Here is an 18,528-nt window from a genome sequence, read left to right as displayed (position 1 = left end):
TCCACCCTCCAACCCGCGATCATGAGCGGCGGCACGATGGACGTGCCCACCTGGGCATGGCTGCTCACGCTCGCGGTCGCCGCAGCGGTCCTGACCTTCGACGTCGTCATGGTGGCCCGGAGGCCGCACGTGCCGTCGACCAAGGAGGTCTCGGTCGTCCTCGGCATCTACGTGACGGCCGCGGTCATCTTCGGCATCGTCCTGTGGTTCCTCGAAGGGGGTGACCGTGGCACCGAGTTCTTCGCCGGCTGGCTGACCGAGTACTCGCTCTCGATCGACAACCTCTTCATCTTCATCATCATCATGTCGAAGTTCGGCGTGCCCGGGCGCTTCCAGCAGACCGCACTGCTGTGGGGCATCATCATCGCCATCGTCCTGCGGACGATCTTCATCTTCGTCGGCGCGGCCGCGATCAACCAGTTCGCCTGGGTCTTCTACATCTTCGGTGCCTTCCTCATCTACACCGCGATCAACCTCGCGACCGAGAAGCACGACGAGGAGGAGGACTGGGAGCCCAATGCCATCATCAAGTGGTTCCAGCGCACCGTGCCGAGCACGGAGGAGTGGTCCTCGCGCCTCTTCACGAAGGAGAACGGCAAGCGCGTCGCCACGCCGATCTTCATCGTCGTCGTCGCCCTCGGCATGACGGACCTGCTCTTCGCGCTCGACTCCATCCCGGCGATCTACGGCCTGACCAAGGAGCCGTACATCGTCCTGACGGCCAACCTCTTCGCCCTCATGGGTCTGCGCCAGCTGTACTTCCTCATCGGTGGTCTGCTGAAGAAGCTCGTCTACATGAGCCTGGGTCTGTCGGTCCTCCTCGCCTTCATCGGCGTCAAGCTCATCCTCCACGCGCTCCACGAAAACACGCTGCCCTTCATCAACGGTGGCGAGCACGTGAGCGTCCCGGAGATCTCGACGCTGTTTTCCCTCGGTGCCATCGTCGTCATCCTCGGTGTCACGACCGTGGCCAGCCTGTGGAAGTCCAACAAGGACGCCAAGCAGGGCATCAGCTCGGACCACTGAGCCGCCCAGCCCACCTCGACAGGGGGGTGCCCACCGTGCGGTGGGCACCCCCTTCGTCGTGCTGGGTGGGGCTCAGGCTGGCAGATCGGGGCGGGGCCGGCGGGCGCCGACACCCAGGACGAGGACGCTGGCGAGCACCACGAGAGCCATCCCCAGCAGCTGGACGGGCTCGAGCCACTGGCCGAGGACGACGAGACCGGCGAGCGCGGCGACGGCCGGCTCGAGGCTCAGCATGATCCCGAAGACGGAGGGACTCATCCGCCGCAGGGCGAGGAGCTCGAGCGAGTAGGGCAGGACCGAGCTCATGACGGCGATGCCCAGTCCCTTGAGCAGGACCTCCCCGTCCCAGCCGGTGGTGCCGTGCCGCGCCACGTCGAGCAGGCCGAAGGGGAGGACGACGACGGTGGCGACGACCATGGCCAGGGCCAGGCCGTCGAGAGCAGGGAAGGCCGCACCGGTGCGACCGGAGAAGATGATGTAGGCGGCCCAGCAGGCGCCCGCCGCGAGGGCGAGCAGGATGCCGGTGCCCTGCAGCTCGTCGAGCGGGATGCTCAGCGCCCGGGAGATGAGGACCACCCCGACGGCGGCCGCACCGACGGCGGCGAGGTCGCGTGGTCGACGGGAGAGGGCGGCGGCCAGGGTCAGCGGCCCGACGAACTCGATCGTGACGGCGACCCCGATGGGCAGGTGGCCGAGGGAGCCGTAGAAGGCGAAGTTCATCAGCCCCAGGGCGACGCCGAAGGCGCCGACGGTGAGCCAGTCCCGACGGCTGTGCCCGCGCCATCGTGGCCGGGCGATGGCCAGGAGGAGGACCGTGGCGATGCCCAGGCGCAGCACGACGGAGCCGGCGGCACCGATCTGGGGGACGAGGGTGGCGGCGAGCGCTCCGCCGAACTGGACCGAGACGACCCCGGCCAGCACGAGGACCGGCGCTGGGACGGCATCGACACGACTCACGGGGGCAATCTAGCCTTGCTGCGTGGCGACCTACCTCTCCTTCCTCGCGCTGGTCCTCGTGATCACCATCGCGCCCGGACCGGACTCCGCACTGACCCTGCGGGCGGCTCTCGTGCGCGGCCGTGGAGCCGGGCTCGTGACGATGGCCGGGGTGAGCGCCGCCGGGGCCGTGCAGGGCCTGCTCGCGGCCGGTGGCCTGGGCGCGATCATCGTCGCGAGCGAGCCACTCTTCCTCACGGTCAAGTGGGTGGGCGCCGCCTACCTGCTGTGGCTGGGGGCCCACGCGCTGTGGACCGCGTGGCGCGGCGACTTCGCGCCCGATGCCGACGAGTCCGTGCCGGTCGGGCGGCGCGATGGCCACGGCAAGGTCTTCGCGCAGGGGTTCCTGTGCAACATCACCAACCCCAAGGTGCTGGCCTTCAACCTTGCCGTGCTGCCCCAGTTCGTCGGTGACGGCGCCGGCGTCCCGGTGCTCGCGCTGTACGCCCTGAGCCTCGTCGCCCTCGGTGGCCTGTGGCTCACCGGCCTCGTGGTCCTTGCCGACCGCGCTCGGGCGGTGCTCTCCGCGCCGCGGGTCCGTCGCGGGATCGAAGGGGGCATGGGCGCGGCGATGATCGGCTTCAGCGCGAAGGTCGCGACCACCCACTGACCCGCGGGACCGTGCGCATTTCCCTAGGGAAATGCGCACCCCCAGCCGCATTTCCCTAGGGAAATGCGCACCCCCTGCCGCATTTCCCTAGGGAAATGCGCACCCTCTGCCGTATTTGCCTAGGGAAATACGGCAGGGGTCAGTGCGTCACCAGCCCCGCTCGCGCCACTCCGCGAGGTGGGGTCGCTCGGCGCCGAGGGTGGTGTCGGACCCGTGCCCCGGGTAGACCCACGTGGCGTCGTCGTAGACGTCGAAGACGCGCTCGGTGACGTCCGCGTACAGCGACTCGAAGCTCTGCCCGGGGTTCTTGGTGTTGCCCACGCCCCCCGGGAAGAGGCTGTCGCCGGTGAAGAGGTGGACGTGACCCTCCGGGTCGTCGTAGGCCAGGGCCACCGAGCCCGGGGTGTGGCCCCGCAGGTGGATGACGTCGAGCGTGATGTCGCCGAAGGTCACGGTGTCGCCGTGCTGGAGCCGCACGTCGGGTGCCAGGGGCAACGCGTCGGCGTCGTCCTCGCCCGCCTGGGTCGTCGCGGAGAAGGCCGCGGCCGTCTCCTCGAGCGCCCGCACGTGGTCCCAGTGCTGGTGCGTGGTGACGATCTGGGCGAGCCCGGACCCGCCGGCGGCGACGAGGTCACGGATGCGGTCACCTTCGTCGGCGGCGTCGATGAGCAGCTGGGCGCCGCTCGCTCGACAGGTGAGCAGGTAGACGTTGTTGTGCATCTCCGACACCGCCATCTTGCGGATCGTCAGGTGCGTCAGCTCGCGGGTGGCCCACGGGCCGCCGGGGGCGACCTCGGGGTCGTAGGCGTCGGTCGGGGTGGTCATGCGGTCACTCCTCCAGTGGTGGTCGTCCGGGCTTCGGCGTCGCGCAGGGCGTAGGCGGCACCGATGAGCGCCAGGTGGCTGAAGGCCTGCGGGAAGTTGCCGGCCTGCCGGTCACCCTCGACGTCGTACTCCTCGGCGACGAGGCCGACGTCGTTGAGCAGCCCGCACAGCCGCTGCATCAGCTCGTGGCCCTTGTCGAGCTGGCCGGTCAGGGCGTACGCGCTGACGAGCCACCACGAGCAGGCGAGGAAGGGGTGCTCGTCACCGGCGAGCCCGTCGACGCCCGACTCGGTGCGGTAGCGCAGGAGGAAGCCGTCACGCATGAGGTCACGCTCGACGGCGGCCACGGTGCCGTGCACCCGGGGGTCGTCCGGCGGCAGGAAGCCGACCATGGGGATGAGCAGCAGCGAGGCGTCGACCTCGTCGGTGTCGTAGTGCTGGGTGAAGGACTGCTTCGCCTCGTTCCACCCGCGCTCGAGCACGTCGACACGGACCCGCTCTCGCAGGTCACGCCACAGCTCGACCTCCCCTTCGTAGCCGTGCACCTCGACGGCTCGGATGGCGCGGTCGAAGGCCGCCCACACCATGACCCGCGAGTGGGTGAAGTGCCGCAGCGGGCCGCGGATCTCCCACAGACCGTTGTCGGCCTGGTCCCAGTGCTCGGCGAGGTTGTTGACGAGCGCGCGCTGGACGGCCCACGACTGCGGCGACTCCCGCAGCCCCTGGGCGCGGGCGTCCTCGAGGGCGATCATCACCTCGCCGAGGACGTCGGTCTGCTTCTGGTCGACCGCTCCGTTGCCGATGCGGACGGGCCGGCTGTCGGCGTAGCCGGGGAGGTGGTCGAGTTCCCGCTCGGGCAGCTCCCGGCCGCCGTCGACGGCATACATGATCTGCATGTCCTCGGGGTCGCCAGCGACGGCCCGGACGAGCCAGTCGCGCCAGAGCTTCGTCGCGCCGACGTAGCCGGACTTGAGCAGGGACTCGAGGGTGAGCGAGGCATCACGCAGCCAGCAGTACCGGTAGTCCCAGTTGCGCACCCCGCCGAAGTCCTCGGGCAGGCTCGTCGTCGCGGCCGCGACGATGCCGCCGCGCCGCGTGTCGGTGAGCAGGCGCAGGGTGAGCAGGGAGCGCACGACCTCGGCGCGGTAGGGCCCCTCGTAGGTGCAGTGTGCGGCCCACTCGGACGAACGCTGGTAGGTCGCCTCGATGCGGGAGCTGATGTCGAGCGGCGGCGGGATGGGCTTGTACGAGGCGAACCAGGTCGTCGAGAAGTTGTAGTGCTCGCCGGCCCGGACGGTCCACCGGTCACGGTGGTGGTCGCCGTCGGACACGGGCAGGCGGGAGCCCCGCAGGACGAGCATGTCGTTGCCGGCGATGGCGGTGATGACCTCGTGGTCCTGCTCGTGGCCGGGGGAGTGGGCGACCCACGGGCGAATGCGGCCGTACCCGAAGCGGACGATCCACTCGTGCTGCATCTCCACCTTGCCCTCGATGCCCTCGACGACCCGCACGAGATCGGCGCGGCCGTCGCCGAGCGGCATGAGGTCGATGACCTTGACGGCGCCGGTGGCGGTGCGGTGGATCGTCTCGAGGACGAATGAGTCGCCGCGGTAGGCGCGGGTCGTCGTCGCCTCGCCAACAGGTCCGATGAGCCACCGACCGTGCTCGGGGGTGCCGAGCAGGGCGGTGAAGCACGACGACGAGTCGAAGCGGGGCAGGCACAGCCAGTCGACGGACCCGTCCCTGGACACCAGCGCGGCGGTCTCGGTATCGCCGATGGCGGCGTAGTCGTCGATCGGGGTGCTCATCCCGACAGGTTAGGCCCTGGGGGCCTCCACAGGAGGAAGGGGGAGGGTTGTCGGTGGCGCCGCCTAAGGTGGTGGGCGTGACTGTTGCCAAGGCTGCCGGCTCCCGCATGCACGACCGGATCGTCGTCCAGGGAGCCCGCGAGCACAACCTCAAGAACATCCATGTCGACATCCCCCGGGACTCGCTCGTGGTCTTCACCGGCCTCTCGGGATCGGGCAAGTCCTCGCTCGCCTTCGACACGATCTTCGCCGAGGGCCAGCGGCGCTACGTGGAGTCCTTGTCCGCCTACGCCCGGCAGTTCCTCGGGCAGATGGACAAGCCCGACGTCGACTTCATCGAGGGTCTGTCGCCGGCGGTCTCCATCGACCAGAAGTCGACGAACCGCAACCCGCGCTCGACGGTCGGCACGATCACCGAGGTCCACGACTACCTGCGCCTCCTCTACGCCCGGGTGGGGCGGCCGCATTGCCCCGTGTGCGGCGAGCCGATCACCCGGCAGAGTCCGCAGCAGATCGTCGATCGGCTCCTCGAGCTGCCCGACCGGACACGCTTCCAGGTCCTCGCGCCGGTGGTGCGGGCCCGCAAGGGCGAGTTCGTCGACCTCTTCGCCGAGCTGCGGGCGAAGGGGTACAGCCGCGCCATGGTCGACGGCGAGGTCGTCTCGCTCGCGGAGCCGCCGACTCTCGAAAAGCAGGTCAAGCACACGATCGACGTGGTCGTCGACCGCCTCGTGTCCAAGGGTCCGGAGGACCGTGCGGCGAAGCAGCGGGTCACCGACTCCGTCGAGACCGCCCTCGGGCTGGCCGGGGGCGTCCTCGTCGTCGACTTCGTCGACCTCGACGAGGACGACCCGCAGCGGCAGCGCCGGTACTCCGAGACGATGGCCTGCCCCAACGACCACCCGCTGGGCATCGACGAGATCGAGCCGCGTTCCTTCTCCTTCAACTCTCCCTTCGGCGCCTGCCCCACCTGCACCGGCCTGGGCACCGAGCTCGAGGTCGATGCCGAGCTCGTCGTGCCGGACGACGACCTGACCCTCGCGGAGGGGGCCATTGCCCCGTGGGCACAGGGGACCCAGTCGGCCCAGTACTTCCAGCGGACGATGGCGGCGCTCGGCGACGACCTCGGCTTCGACATGGACACCCCGTGGCGGGCCCTGCCGAGCCGGGCCCGTGAGGCTCTGCTCGAGGGCCGCAACCACAAGGTGCACGTCAAGTACCGCAACCGCTTCGGGCGCGAGCGCTCCTACAGCACGGGCTTCGAAGGGGTCATCCCCTTCATCAAGCGGCGCCACGCGGAGACCGAGTCGGACTGGAGCCGGGAGAAGTACGAGGGCTACATGCGGGAGATCCCCTGTCCCGCGTGCTCCGGGACGCGGCTGAAGCCCGAGTCCCTCGCCGTGCTCGTCGGAGGCCGCAGCATCGCCGATGTCTCAGCCCTGTCGATCCGTGAGGCCGCGGGCTTCCTCGAGACCGTCGACTTCAGCGAGCGCGAGGTGCAGATCGCCGAGCAGGTGATCAAGGAGATCAACGCTCGACTCGGCTTCCTGCTCGACGTGGGTCTGGAGTACCTCTCGCTCTCCCGTGCCGCCGGCACGCTCTCCGGTGGCGAGGCCCAGCGCATCCGTCTGGCGACCCAGATCGGGTCGGGGCTGGTCGGTGTCCTGTACGTGCTCGACGAGCCGAGCATCGGTCTGCACCAGCGCGACAACCGCCGACTCATCGAGACCCTGACCCGGCTGCGCGACCTGGGCAACACGCTCATCGTCGTCGAGCACGACGAGGACACCATCGCCGCGTCCGACTGGGTCGTCGACATCGGTCCGGGTGCGGGCGAGCACGGTGGTCACGTCGTGCACTCGGGCCCGCTGGCCGACCTGCTGACGAGCGAGCGATCGGTCACCGGCCGGTACCTGTCGGGGGACCTGGAGATCCCGGTCCCGCAGGTGCGGCGACCGCAGGAGCCGGGCCGTGAGCTCGTCGTCCGGGGTGCGCGCGAGCACAACCTCACCGGGGTGGACGTCACCTTCCCCCTGGGCAACTTCGTCGCCGTGACCGGGGTCTCCGGGTCGGGCAAGTCCACCCTGGTCAACGACATCCTCTACAACGTCCTGGCCAACAAGCTCAACGGCGCGCGCCGCGTCCCCGGCCGGCACAAGACGGTGACCGGTCTCGAGCACCTCGACAAGGTCGTCCACGTCGACCAGAGCCCGATCGGTCGTACCCCGCGGTCCAACCCGGCGACGTACACCGGGGTCTTCGACCACGTGCGCAAGCTCTTCGCGCAGACCAGCGAGGCCAAGGTCCGTGGCTACCAGCCCGGTCGGTTCTCCTTCAACGTCAAGGGGGGACGGTGCGATGCCTGCTCCGGTGACGGCACCCTGAAGATCGAGATGAACTTCCTGCCCGACGTCTACGTCCCCTGTGAGGTGTGCCACGGGGCGCGGTACAACCGCGAGACGTTGGAGGTGCACTTCAAGGGCAAGAACATCGCCGAGGTCCTCGACATGCCGATCGAGGAGGCCGAGGACTTCTTCGCCGCGGTGCCGGCCATCGCGCGCCACATGAAGACCCTCAACGCGGTCGGCCTGGGCTACGTCCGGCTGGGACAGCCCGCGACCACGCTCTCCGGTGGTGAGGCGCAGCGTGTCAAGCTCGCCGCGGAGCTGCAGAAGCGCTCCAACGGCCGCACGGTCTACGTGCTCGACGAGCCGACGACCGGTCTGCACTTCGAGGACATCCGCAAGCTCCTCCTCGTCCTGCAGGGACTCGTCGACAAGGGCAACTCGGTGCTCGTCATCGAGCACAATCTCGACGTCATCAAGTGCGCGGACTACCTCATCGACATGGGGCCCGAAGGGGGGTCCGGCGGCGGTCAGGTCGTCGCCAGCGGGACCCCCGAGCAGGTCGCGGCGGTGCCGCGCTCCTTCACCGGCCAGTTCCTCGGTCCGATCCTCGCCAAGAGCGCTCCGCCGGTCATCGGTGAGCTGACCGAGGGCGAGGCGGCCCCCGCGAAGAAGACCACGACCACGAAGAAGGGGGCTGCGAAGAAGACCGCGGCACCGAAGAAGACGGCAGCCAAGAAGACGGCTGCAGCGAAGACGGCGGCGAAGAAGAAGACGACGGTCTCCAGCAAGGCGACCGCAGCAGCCCGCCGCGCCAGGAGGGCCGGCTGACGGAGCGGGAAGGTGAGGAGGGGGTCGGCGCACATCAAGCCGAAGTCCGACACGTCACCCCGCGCCTGCGGGAGAACGAAGGGACTTCGGCGGGCGCCGACCCCCTCCTCGCCGCTCCGGCCGTGAGTGACCCGAGCGGCGAGGAGGACGAGATCAGTCCTCGCCGAGGTAGGCCTTGCGGACCTCGTCGGAGTGGAGGAGCTCCTGACCCGTGCCCTGGGTGACGATCTTGCCGACCTCGAGCACGTAGCCCTTCGTGGCGAGCTTGAGCGCAGCCCGGGCATTTTGCTCGACGAGCAGGATCGTCGTGCCCTGCTCCTGCAGGGTCTTCACCGTGGCCATGATCCGCTTCATCATGATCGGCGACAGGCCCATGGAGGGCTCGTCGAGCATGAGCAGCTTGGGCCGCGAGAGCATGGCCCGCCCCATGGCGAGCATCTGCTGCTCACCTCCCGAGAAGGTGCCGGCCGGCTGCGTGGAGCGCTCCCCGAGGATCGGGAAGAGCTCGTACGCCGCGTGCAGGTCCTTGGTGATCTCCTTGTCCCTGCGCCCGAAGGCGCCGAGGAGGAGGTTTTCTTCCACGGTCATCCGCGGGAAGATCCGCCGCCCCTCGGGGGAGTGGGCCAGACCGAGGCTGACGATCTGGTGCGCCGGCGTGGCGTCGATCCGCTCCCCGCGGAAGAGGATCTCGCCACCACTCGGGCGCAGCAGGCCCGAGATGGTGCGCAGCGTCGTCGTCTTGCCGGCGCCGTTGGTGCCGATGAGGGTGACCACCTCACCTTCGTCGACGGTGAAGGAGATGCCCTTGACGGCGATGATCTTGCCGTAGGAGACCTCCAGGTCCTTGACCTCGAGCATGGCGCTCATCGGTCGTCCTCCTCGTCCTCGGCCGCGCTGAAGGTCGTGGAGACCTCGAGCGGGGCGACCTCTTCGTCCTCGTCGTCGGCGCCTCCGATGTACGCCTCGATGACCCGAGGATCGGACTGCACTTCTCCCGGGGTGCCCTGGACGAGCACCTCACCCCGGACGAGACACAGCACGCGGTCGCAGAGGTTGAAGATGAAGCGCATGTCGTGCTCGATGACGACGACGGCCAGGCCGGAGTCGCGGATCTTGAAGATCAGCTCCATGGCCTGCTCGGTCTCCCGAGGGTTCATCCCGGCAGTCGGCTCGTCGAGCAGCAGCACCTTGGGGTCGGTCGCGAGCGCTCGGGCGATCTCGAGACGTCGCTGGTCGCCGTAGGGCATGTTGCGGGCGAGCAGGTGCGCGCTCGAGCCGAGGCCGACGTACTTGAGCAGCTCGTGCGCCTTGTCGGTCGTCTCCCGCTCCTCCCGACGAAACTTCGGGCCCCGGATGATCGAGGTGAAGGCGCCGGAGGAGGTGCGGCAGAAGCGACCGACCATGACATTTTCCAGAGCCGTCATGTTGCCGAAGAGACGGATGTTCTGGAAGGTGCGGGCCATGCCGGCCCGGACGACGGCGCGCGGCTTCGGGGGGATCTGCGTGCCGAAGAGGGAGACCTGCCCCTCGGTCGGCTTGTACATCCCGGTGAGGCAGTTGAAGAAGGTCGTCTTGCCGGCGCCGTTGGGGCCGATGAGGCCGACGATCTCTCCTTCGCGCACCTCCATCGACACGTCGTTGACGGCGACGAGGCCGCCGAAACGCATCGTGACGTTGCGGGCGTCGAGGATGACCCCGGCGCCCCCCTTCGTCCCGTGCTCGGGCGGGGTGACGGTTGCGGTGCTCACTTGGCTGCCTCCAGCTCGTCGATGACCACTGTCTCGGCCAGGTCCTCGTCGTCGTCGTGGAACTCCAGCTGACGACGCTTGCTCGCCACGAGGCCTTCGGGACGCACGCGCATCATGACGACGAGCACGAGCCCGAACATCAGCAGTCGGTAGTCATCGAGGAAGCGCAGCTTTTCCGGGAGGAACTTCAGCAGCGCGGCGCCGATGAGGACGCCACCGACCGTGCCCATGCCGCCGAGGACGACCGCAGCCAGCAGGAAGGCCGACTCGAGGAAGATGTAGCTGTCGGGGGAGACCGCCTGGTCCATGTGTGCCTTGACCGTGCCCGCCATGCCGGCGAGCGAGGCGCCACCGGCGAAGGCGAGCAGCTTGAGACCGAAGACGTTGACGCCCATGGCTTCGGCAGCGCGCTCGTCCTCACGGATCGCCACCCAGCCACGCCCGATGCGGGAGTTGTTGAGGTGGGAGAAGACGACGATGACGAAGACGATGAGGGCGATGAGCACGAAGTAGTAGTTGCCCGCCCTCGGGATGTCGATGCCGAGGATGTTGTGCGTGTCCCCGAAGTTGAACCCGAAGAAGTTCAGGTCCGGGATGGCGTTGATGCCGTTGGAGCCCCGGGTGATCATCGGGCCCGACGTGCCGTCGAGGTTGAACATCGCCAGGCGGAAGATCTCGCCGAAGGCGAGGGTCACGATGGCGAGGTAGTCACCCGAGACCCGCAGCGTCGGCGAACCGATGATCAGGCCGAGGATGCTCGAGACGATCGCGCCGATGACCATGACGACGAGGAAGGGCGGCTTCCACCCGATCGTCGCGAAGGCTGACATCGACATCGAGGCGCCGACGTACGCCCCGGCGCCGAGGAAGGCGATGTACCCGAGGTCGAGCAGTCCGGCGAGGCCCACGACGATGTTGAGCCCCAGGGCCGTGGCCGCGAAGATCAGCACGTTGCCGGCGATCGTCAGGTTGGCCTCGGACCCGCCCTGGGTAAAGGGGAAGGCCAGCGCCACGACGAAGGTCGCGAGCGTGAAGACCCGCCGGTGACGCATCGTCACACCGCCGAGCCACGCGGCCAGGTTGGACCGCGTGAGCGTCAGCGTCACGCCAATGAGCATCGCGACGAGGAGCACGAGGACCCACGGCTCGCTCTGCTTGAGGGCGTACTGCGCGGTGTAGAGCGCCACACCCAGCAGGAGGGCGATGACGATGATCTCGACCCAGGCGGGCAGGACGACCGACGTCGGGTCGAGCACCTTGATCTCGGCGAGGAGGTAGCCGCCCGCCGTGACGAGGATCGCGCCGACGAGCGCGATCCACACCCCTTCGTTGGCATTGATGAGGCCGCCGGTCTCCGTGGTGATCGCCACGAGCGAGGCGATCGTGAAGATCAGCGCCGTGGCACCGATGGTCCGCAGACCGCGTGCCGGGTCGACGTACTCCTGCCAGCGACGAAGGGGGCCGGACGCGACGAGTGCGAGCACGAGCGCGACGACGCCGATGACCATGGCGTAGACCTGCAGGGTGACCGGCCAGAAGCGGACCGAGATGTCACCGAGGATGGGCTCGTAGCTCCACGACAGCAGCCCGGAGACGACGAGGAGGACGGATCCGACGAGGGCGAGGACGCCGCCGAGTCGGGGATTGCGGGACAGCGTCTTCATGCGCGGTCCACCACCTTTGCGCCCATGATGCCCTGCGGTCGGAAGACGAGGACGAGGATGAGGATCGAGAAGGCCCAGATGTCCTTCCACGGCGAGCCGCCGGGCAGGTACTGGATGGCGATGGCCTCGAGCACACCGAGGACGAGCCCGCCGACGACGGCGCCCTGGATGTTGCCGATGCCGCCGAGGACGGCGGCGGTAAAGGCCTTGAGGCCGTAGATGAAGCCCATCTTGAAGTTGATGTTCGTCGTCTGCAGGCCGTAGGCGACGCCGGCGATGGCGGCCAGCGCGGCACCGACCGCGAAGGCGGTGACGATCATGCGGTCGACGTTGATGCCCATGAGGCGCGCGGTGTCGGGGTCCTGCGAGACGGCCTGCATCGCGCGCCCGGTGCGGGTGCGGTTGATGTAGTACCAGAGGCCGACGGCGCAGATCGCCAGGCAGGCGATGGTGAAGAGCGCCGGGCGCTGCAGGGTGACGTCACCGAAGGTGAAGGCCTCGCCGGAGATGCCCTCGACCTGCGGGAAGACGACCTTCTGCTTGGCAGAGGGGAAGTCGAAGGGGTTGGCGTCGGAGATGAAGAGCGTCGGGTCGTTGTAGCCGACGCGGACGAGCTCCTGCAGGAAGACCGAGATGCCGATGGCCGTGATGAGGGGGGCCAGTCGAGGTGCATTGCGCAGGGGCCGGTAGGCCACGCGCTCCATGACGACCGCCACGGTCACCGATGCGGCGATGGCGCCGAGGAGGATGAGCGGCAGGGTCCACAGGGCGGTCTGCCCGGGGAAGAGGATGAGCGAGGTGGAGAGCGCACCGAAGGCGCCGATCATGAAGATCTCGCCGTGGGCGAAGTTGATGAGCTGGATGATGCCGTAGACGACGGTGTAGCCGACGGCGATGAGTGCGTACAGGGACCCGATGGTCAGACCGTTGACGGGGACGCATGCGTCCCCACCCCACCGCGTGACCTGATCGGGTGATCAGGTCAGGTCGATCACTTGAACTCCTCGGTGCTGACGTCCTTCCACTCGCCGCCCTTGACCTCGTAGGCCGTGAGCACGCGGGTCGTGTTGTCGCCGTACTCGTCGAAGGAGACCTTGCCGGTGACGCCCTCGAAGGAGACGTCCTTCATCGCGTCGATGGTCGCCTGGCGGGCGTCCTCGACCGTGTCGGCGTCCTTGAGCGAGACCTTCATGGCCTCGATGATCGACTGGCCGGCGTCGTAGGCGTAGGCGCCGTAGGCCTCCGCCGGGTCGCTGTAGCCGGCGGACTCGTAGTCCTCGAGGAACTTCTTGCCGGCGTCGAGCTTGTTGGTCGGGGCGCCGACCGAGGTCGCGAGGTCACCGTCGGAGCCCTTGCCCGCGAGCTTGATGAACTCGGGGGAGAAGATGCCGTCACCGCCCATGAGCGGGACGTCGAGGCCACCGGCCTTGAGCTGCTGCGACAGCGGGGCGGCCTGCGGGTACTCACCGCCGTAGTAGACGGCCTTGGGGCTCTTCGCCTTGAGCGAGGAGACGACGGCGTCGTACTTGTCCTCGTCGGGGTTGATCGTCTCGGAGGCGACGATCTTGCCGCCGAGCTTCTTGTACTCGACGGAGAAGGCGTCGACGAGACCCTGGCCGTAGGTCTTCTTGTCGTGGACCGTCGCCAACTCCTTGATGCCGGCCTTCTCGTAGAGGTAGCGGGCGGCGAAGGGGCCCTGGACCGTGTCGGTGGTGCAGACACGGAAGTAGCTCGCGTAGACGCGCTCGGGCGAGTCCTCCGGCTTGGCGCCACGGGTGAGGGTCGGGTTGGTGTTGGCCGGCGAGACCATGGTGATCTTCGCCTTGTCGAGGATCGGCTGGACCGGGCCGGCGACGGAGGAGTTCAGGGTGCCGACGACACCGATGACGTCCTTGTCGGAGGCGAGGGTGGAGGCGGCGTTCTTGCCGACCTCGGGCTTGCCCTCGTCATCCTGGGGGACGACTTCGATCTCCCAGTCGCCGAGGTCGCCGGACTCGTTGGCCTGCTCGGCCGCGAGCTCGACGGAGTGCTGGATCCCGAGGCCGAGAGCGGACAGGTCTCCGGAGAGCGGCGCGATGACTCCGATCTTCACGACCTTCTTGTCGCCGTCGCCCCCGCCCCCGTCCCCGCCGCTGTCGCCGCCGCGGGTCCCGCATGCGGACAAGGCCATGGATGCGACGAGGATGGTCGCACCAGTTGAGATGACGGAACGCCTGTTCACGTGTCCTCCTGATTAGGAATGGGGCCGTGCGGCCGCGGCCGGCAACTTCTGTGTCGCAGGCTGTGGAGGGAATGTAGGCCTCCGCGGGGCAGGTGCGGTCCCACATGGCAAGACCGTGTCCGGCTCGTTACCAAGTCCTGACGGAGCGCCGTGCGCGAGGTGAGTGGAAGCATGGCACCACACGGACCAACTCGCACCCGGAGGTTGAGATGACGACGACGCGACGCACGGCGATCGGGCTGGTGGCTGCGGCCGGAGGGGCCGGCACGCTCGCCGCCTGCGGTGGGGACGGCGGTGACGCCGGCGGTGCCTCGGGCGGCGGTGAGGCGGTGACCGTCCCCGTCGCGGAGGTGCCCGAAGGGGGTGGCGTCGTGCGTGATCGCGTCGTCGTCACCCAGCCGTCGGCGGGCGAGTTCAAGGCCTTCGACGCGACCTGCCCGCACCAGGGTTGCGCCGTCGACACGGTGACGACCGAGGCGATCATCTGCCCCTGCCACGACAGCCGCTTCGACCCCGCCGACGGCTCGGTGGTCCAGGGCCCGGCCACGGAGGGGCTCACCGCCCGGACCGCGACCGTCGACGGGGATGTCGTGAGCGTCTCCTAGGCTCGGGGGGTGGCAGATCCGGCGACCTACCGACCCTCCCCGGGCTCGATCCCGACCGACCCCGGGGTCTACCGATTCCGGGACGAGCACGGGCGGGTCATCTACGTGGGCAAGGCCAAGTCGCTGCGCTCGCGGCTGTCCTCCTATTTCCAGGACATCTCGGCCCTGCACCCACGCACCTCGCGGATGGTGCGCACCGGGGCCAGCGTCGAGTGGACCGTCGTCGCGACCGAGGTCGAGGCGCTCCAGCTGGAGTACGCGTGGATCAAGGAGTTCGACCCGCGCTTCAACGTCAAGTACCGCGACGACAAGTCCTACCCCTATCTCGCCGTGACGATGGGCGAGGACTACCCCCGGGCGCAGGTCCTGCGCGGTGCCAAGCGCAAGGGGACGCGCTACTTCGGCCCCTACACGCACGCGTGGGCGATCCGCGAGACCCTCGACCTGCTGCTGCGGGTCTTCCCCGTGCGCACGTGCAGCAAGGGCGTCTTCAGGCGTGCCGAGCAGTCCGGCCGGCCGTGCCTGCTCGGCTACATCGACAAGTGCTCCGCCCCCTGCGTCGGCCGGGTCAGTGCCGAGGAGCACCGCGCTCTGGCCCAGGAGCTGTGCGACTTCCTCGCCGGTGACACCGCCCGCTTCGTGCGCCGCCTCGAGCGGCAGATGAAGGCCGCTGCCGCGGACCTCGACTTCGAGCAGGCCGCCCGCCTGCGCGACGACGTCGCGGCCCTGACCAAGGCCCTCGAGAAGTCGGCGGTCGTCCTGCCCGACGGAACCGACGCCGACGTCTTCGCGCTCGCCGACGACGAGCTCGAGGTCGCGATCCAGGTCTTCCACGTCCGCGGCGGCCGGATCCGCGGACAGCGGGGATGGGTCGCGGAAAAGGACGCCGAGGACCTGCCCGAGCTCGTCGAGCACCTGCTGCAGCAGGTCTACGGCGGCGAAGGGGGCGAGACCGTCCCGCGAGAGGTGCTCGTCCCCGTGCTCCCGCCGGACGCCGACGGCGTCTCGGCCTGGCTCGGCGAGCGCCGCGGCAGCGCGGTGAGTCTGCGGGTGCCGCAACGTGGCGACAAGCGGGCCCTCATGGAGACCGTGGCGCGCAATGCCGAGCAGTCCCTCGCACGGCACAAGGTGGCCCGTGCCGGCGACCTCACCGCGCGCAGCCAGGCCCTTCAGGAGCTCCAGGAGGCACTCGGGCTGGACGACGCCCCCCTGCGCATCGAGGGCTACGACATCAGCCACGTGCAGGGCAGCGACGTCGTGGGCTCGATGGTCGTCTTCGAGGACGGCCTGGTGCGCAAGGCGGAGTACCGACGCTTCATCGTCCGCGGAGACGTCGAGGGGCGCACCGACGACACCGCCGCGATGCACGAGGTGCTCACCCGGCGCTTCCAGCGACATCTCAATGACCGCGAGCGCGAGGCGACCGACCCGGAGACCGGGGAGGCCCGCCGCTTCGCCTACCCGCCCAACCTCGTCGTCGTCGACGGCGGTGCGCCGCAGGTGGCCGCCGCGCAGCAGGTCCTCGACGAGCTCGGCGTCGACGACGTCGCGATCGTCGGCCTGGCCAAGCGGCTGGAGGAGGTGTGGGTCCCCGGCGACGACCACCCGGTGATCCTCGCCCGCAACAGCGAGGCGCTCTACCTGCTGCAGCGGCTGCGTGACGAGTCGCACCGCTTCGCCAACACCTTCCACCGCGAGCGGCGCAGCAAGTCCATGACCCGCAGTGCGCTCGACGGGATCCCGGGGCTGGGGGAGTCGCGGCGCAAGGCGCTGCTCACGCGCTTCGGCTCCGTCAAGCGGATCCGGGCGGCCTCCGCGGAGGAGCTGGCGTCCACTCCGGGGATCGGACCCTCCCTCGCCGCCCGGATTGCGGCAGAGTTGTCCGCGCAGACCCCGACACCCGCCGTGAACCTCACCACCGGTGAGGTCCTCGACGAAGGAGAGCAGCCGTGAGTGAAGCCCCCGTCGTCCCCGGTGCGGACGACGCCGCCGAGCCCGAGGTCGTCGTCGTCACCGGCATGAGCGGTGCCGGTCGATCGACGGTCGGCAACGTCATGGAGGACCACGGCTGGTACGTCATCGACAACCTGCCCGTGAGCCTCATGCCCGACCTGCTCCACGTGAGCGTCGACCGCGGAGGTGACCTCGTCGGAGACGGTCGGGCCGCTCGGATCGGGATCGTCCTCGACGTGCGCGCCCAGGGCTTCGAGACGCTGACGGAGTCGATCCGGGTCCTGCGGGAGCGGGGCTGGCGCACCCACCTCATCTTCCTCGAGGCCACCAACGAGGCTCTCGTGCGGCGCTTCGAGAGCGTGCGGCGCCCGCACCCGCTCCAGGGCAAGGGGCGGCTGCTCGACGCCATCATCCGTGAGCGCGAGGTGCTGGCCGAGGTGCGGGCCGAGGCCGAGAGCATCATCGACACCTCCGGGCTCAACGTCCACCAGCTGAGCCGCAAGATCAGTCCCCTCTTCCAGGCCGAGAGCTCCGACCGGCTGCGCCTGGCCGTGCTGTCCTTCGGCTTCAAGTACGGCGTGCCGCTCGACGCCGACTTCGTCTTCGACATGCGCTTCCTGCCCAACCCCTTCTGGGTGCCCGAGCTGCGTCAGCACACGGGGCAGGAGACGCAGGTCTCCGACTTCGTCCTCTCGCAGCCGGGCGCCCGTGAGTTCATCGACGGCGTCGAGGGCCTCATGAGGCCCGTCATCGGGGGATACCTCCGCGAAAACCGTCGGTACGTCACCCTCGCCGTCGGGTGCACCGGGGGCAAGCACCGCTCCGTGGCCATCGCCGAGGCCCTGGCCGCGCGCCTGGGGTCCGACCACGTCGCGACCTTCGTCGTCCACCGCGACCTGGGGCAGGAGTAGCCGTGGTCGACTCCTTGCGCACCTCGAAGGTCGTGGCTCTCGGAGGTGGGCACGGGCTCGCGGCGAGCCTGTCCGCCCTTCGCCTCGTCTGCGACCAGGTCACCGCCATCGTCACCGTCGCCGACAACGGTGGCTCGTCCGGCCGGCTGCGTGCCGACTACGACGTGCTGCCCCCCGGGGACCTGCGCATGGCCCTCACCGCACTCTGCGACGACAGCGAGTGGGGCCAGACGTGGAGCGACGTGCTGCAGCACCGCTTCACCGGCGACGGGGACCTCTCCGGCCACGCGCTCGGCAACCTGCTCATCGTCGCCCTGTGGCAGCTCCACGAGGACCCGGTGACGGGCCTGGATCTCGTCGGGCGCCTGCTGAGCGCTCGCGGCCGGGTGCTGCCGATGGCTGCGGTGCCGCTCGAGCTGGTCGCCGAAGTCAGCGGGCTCGACGCCACGGACCCGACGGTGGCGACGACGGTCCGTGGCCAGGTCGAGGTGGCCCGCACCAAGGGTCTCGTCGAGTCGATCTCCCTCGAGCCGGACAACCCACCGGCCCGCCCGGAGTCCGTCGCAGCGGTCGACGCCGCTGACCACATCGTGCTCGGCCCGGGGTCCTGGTACACGTCGGTGCTCACGCACCTGCTCGTGCCCGAGCTGCGCGACGCGCTGGTCCGGGCCAGGGCGCGCAAGGTGCTGACGCTCAACCTCGAGATGCACACGGCGGAGACACGCGGATTTTCGGCCACCCGGCACATCGAGACCCTGCACGACCTCGCGCCCGAGCTGCGCTTCGACACCGTGCTCGCCGACCCCCTGACGATCGAGGACCGTCACCGCCTCACCGACGCCTGCGAGCGACTGGGCGCCGAGCTGGTCGTCGCGCCCCTCTCCCGCCTGGACCACCGGGGCCAGCACGATGCGCTGCGGCTGGCGGCCGCCTATCGTGACATCCTCTCCTGATGCGCTGGCCCGTCCCCGGGCCGCTGCTGCCT

The 18,528-nt window shown here is 69.3% G+C and carries 15 protein-coding genes; 7 read left to right on the top strand and 8 right to left on the bottom strand.

Annotated features, from left to right (window positions below):
- Positions 1 to 36: 36 nt before the first annotated feature.
- Positions 37 to 1,026, top strand: coding sequence for a TerC family protein (locus tag AB4Y78_RS06070; protein WP_265231918.1), 990 nt, complete (start codon positions 37 to 39; stop codon positions 1,024 to 1,026).
- Positions 1,027 to 1,098: 72 nt separating this feature from the next.
- Here AB4Y78_RS06070 and AB4Y78_RS06065 read toward each other — a convergent pair whose 3' ends face one another.
- Entirely contained in the window at positions 1,099 to 1,983 is an 885-nt protein-coding gene (locus AB4Y78_RS06065) for an EamA family transporter (protein WP_265229527.1), read from the bottom strand.
- A gap of 22 nt (positions 1,984 to 2,005) precedes the next feature.
- Here AB4Y78_RS06065 and AB4Y78_RS06060 point away from each other — a divergent pair, with 22 nt between their 5' ends.
- Positions 2,006 to 2,632: a LysE family translocator gene (locus AB4Y78_RS06060; protein ID WP_007927653.1), complete on the top strand. Its 627-nt coding sequence runs from the start codon at positions 2,006 to 2,008 to the stop codon at positions 2,630 to 2,632.
- Positions 2,633 to 2,779: 147 nt separating this feature from the next.
- Here the strand turns inward: AB4Y78_RS06060 and AB4Y78_RS06055 are convergent, their stop codons facing one another.
- Entirely contained in the window at positions 2,780 to 3,457 is a 678-nt protein-coding gene (locus AB4Y78_RS06055; RefSeq protein ID WP_306513599.1) for an MBL fold metallo-hydrolase, read from the bottom strand.
- Entirely contained in the window at positions 3,454 to 5,265 is a 1,812-nt protein-coding gene (locus AB4Y78_RS06050; protein ID WP_265229526.1) for a glycoside hydrolase family 15 protein, read from the bottom strand. Before AB4Y78_RS06050 ends, AB4Y78_RS06055 begins: the two co-directional genes overlap by 4 nt.
- A 107-nt stretch (positions 5,266 to 5,372) precedes the next feature.
- Here AB4Y78_RS06050 and uvrA point away from each other — a divergent pair, with 107 nt between their 5' ends.
- Positions 5,373 to 8,441, top strand: coding sequence for an excinuclease ABC subunit UvrA (gene uvrA / locus AB4Y78_RS06045; protein ID WP_306513606.1), 3,069 nt, complete (start codon positions 5,373 to 5,375; stop codon positions 8,439 to 8,441).
- 153 nt (positions 8,442 to 8,594) lie between these two features.
- On the opposite strand, the gene AB4Y78_RS06040 is transcribed toward uvrA, so the two are convergent.
- The 5 genes from AB4Y78_RS06040 to AB4Y78_RS06020 form a co-directional block, all read right to left on the bottom strand.
- Complete coding sequence (locus AB4Y78_RS06040; RefSeq protein WP_007927649.1) at positions 8,595 to 9,299, bottom strand: ABC transporter ATP-binding protein; 705 nt, start codon at positions 9,297 to 9,299, stop codon at positions 8,595 to 8,597.
- A 5-nt stretch (positions 9,300 to 9,304) separates the two neighbouring features.
- Positions 9,305 to 10,189: an ABC transporter ATP-binding protein gene (locus tag AB4Y78_RS06035; protein ID WP_265229525.1), complete on the bottom strand. Its 885-nt coding sequence runs from the start codon at positions 10,187 to 10,189 to the stop codon at positions 9,305 to 9,307.
- Positions 10,186 to 11,853, bottom strand: a complete 1,668-nt coding sequence (locus AB4Y78_RS06030; protein WP_265229524.1) for a branched-chain amino acid ABC transporter permease — start codon at positions 11,851 to 11,853, stop codon at positions 10,186 to 10,188. Before AB4Y78_RS06030 ends, AB4Y78_RS06035 begins: the two co-directional genes overlap by 4 nt.
- Positions 11,850 to 12,776 carry a branched-chain amino acid ABC transporter permease gene (locus AB4Y78_RS06025; RefSeq protein WP_441736976.1) on the bottom strand — a complete coding sequence of 309 codons (927 nt, stop codon included), beginning with the start codon at positions 12,774 to 12,776 and terminating at the stop codon, positions 11,850 to 11,852. The genes AB4Y78_RS06030 and AB4Y78_RS06025 overlap by 4 nt, the downstream gene beginning before the upstream one ends.
- Positions 12,777 to 12,844: 68 nt before the next feature.
- A complete protein-coding gene (locus AB4Y78_RS06020) occupies positions 12,845 to 14,023 on the bottom strand; it encodes a branched-chain amino acid ABC transporter substrate-binding protein (protein ID WP_441715668.1) in 1,179 nt (392 codons plus the stop codon).
- Positions 14,024 to 14,283: 260 nt separating this feature from the next.
- On the opposite strand from AB4Y78_RS06020, the gene AB4Y78_RS06015 reads away from it, so the two are divergent.
- The 4 genes from AB4Y78_RS06015 to AB4Y78_RS06000 are packed head-to-tail and all read left to right on the top strand — an operon-like array spanning position 14,284 to position 18,496.
- Positions 14,284 to 14,679, top strand: a complete 396-nt coding sequence (locus AB4Y78_RS06015) for a Rieske (2Fe-2S) protein (protein WP_007927644.1) — start codon at positions 14,284 to 14,286, stop codon at positions 14,677 to 14,679.
- A gap of 9 nt (positions 14,680 to 14,688) precedes the next feature.
- Positions 14,689 to 16,632, top strand: coding sequence for an excinuclease ABC subunit UvrC (uvrC, locus tag AB4Y78_RS06010; RefSeq protein WP_441736949.1), 1,944 nt, complete (start codon positions 14,689 to 14,691; stop codon positions 16,630 to 16,632).
- Positions 16,629 to 17,543 carry an RNase adapter RapZ gene (rapZ, locus tag AB4Y78_RS06005; protein WP_441715671.1) on the top strand — a complete coding sequence of 305 codons (915 nt, stop codon included), beginning with the start codon at positions 16,629 to 16,631 and terminating at the stop codon, positions 17,541 to 17,543. The genes uvrC and rapZ overlap by 4 nt, the downstream gene beginning before the upstream one ends.
- 2 nt (positions 17,544 to 17,545) lie before the next feature.
- Positions 17,546 to 18,496, top strand: a complete 951-nt coding sequence (locus AB4Y78_RS06000; RefSeq protein ID WP_007927633.1) for a gluconeogenesis factor YvcK family protein — start codon at positions 17,546 to 17,548, stop codon at positions 18,494 to 18,496.
- Positions 18,497 to 18,528 lie beyond the last annotated feature (32 nt).

The sequence above is a fragment of the Janibacter sp. RAF52 genome (assembly GCF_052114035.1).
Taxonomy (GTDB): Bacteria; Actinomycetota; Actinomycetes; order Actinomycetales; family Dermatophilaceae; genus Janibacter; species Janibacter hoylei.
This window is presented reverse-complemented; position numbering and strand designations above follow the sequence as displayed.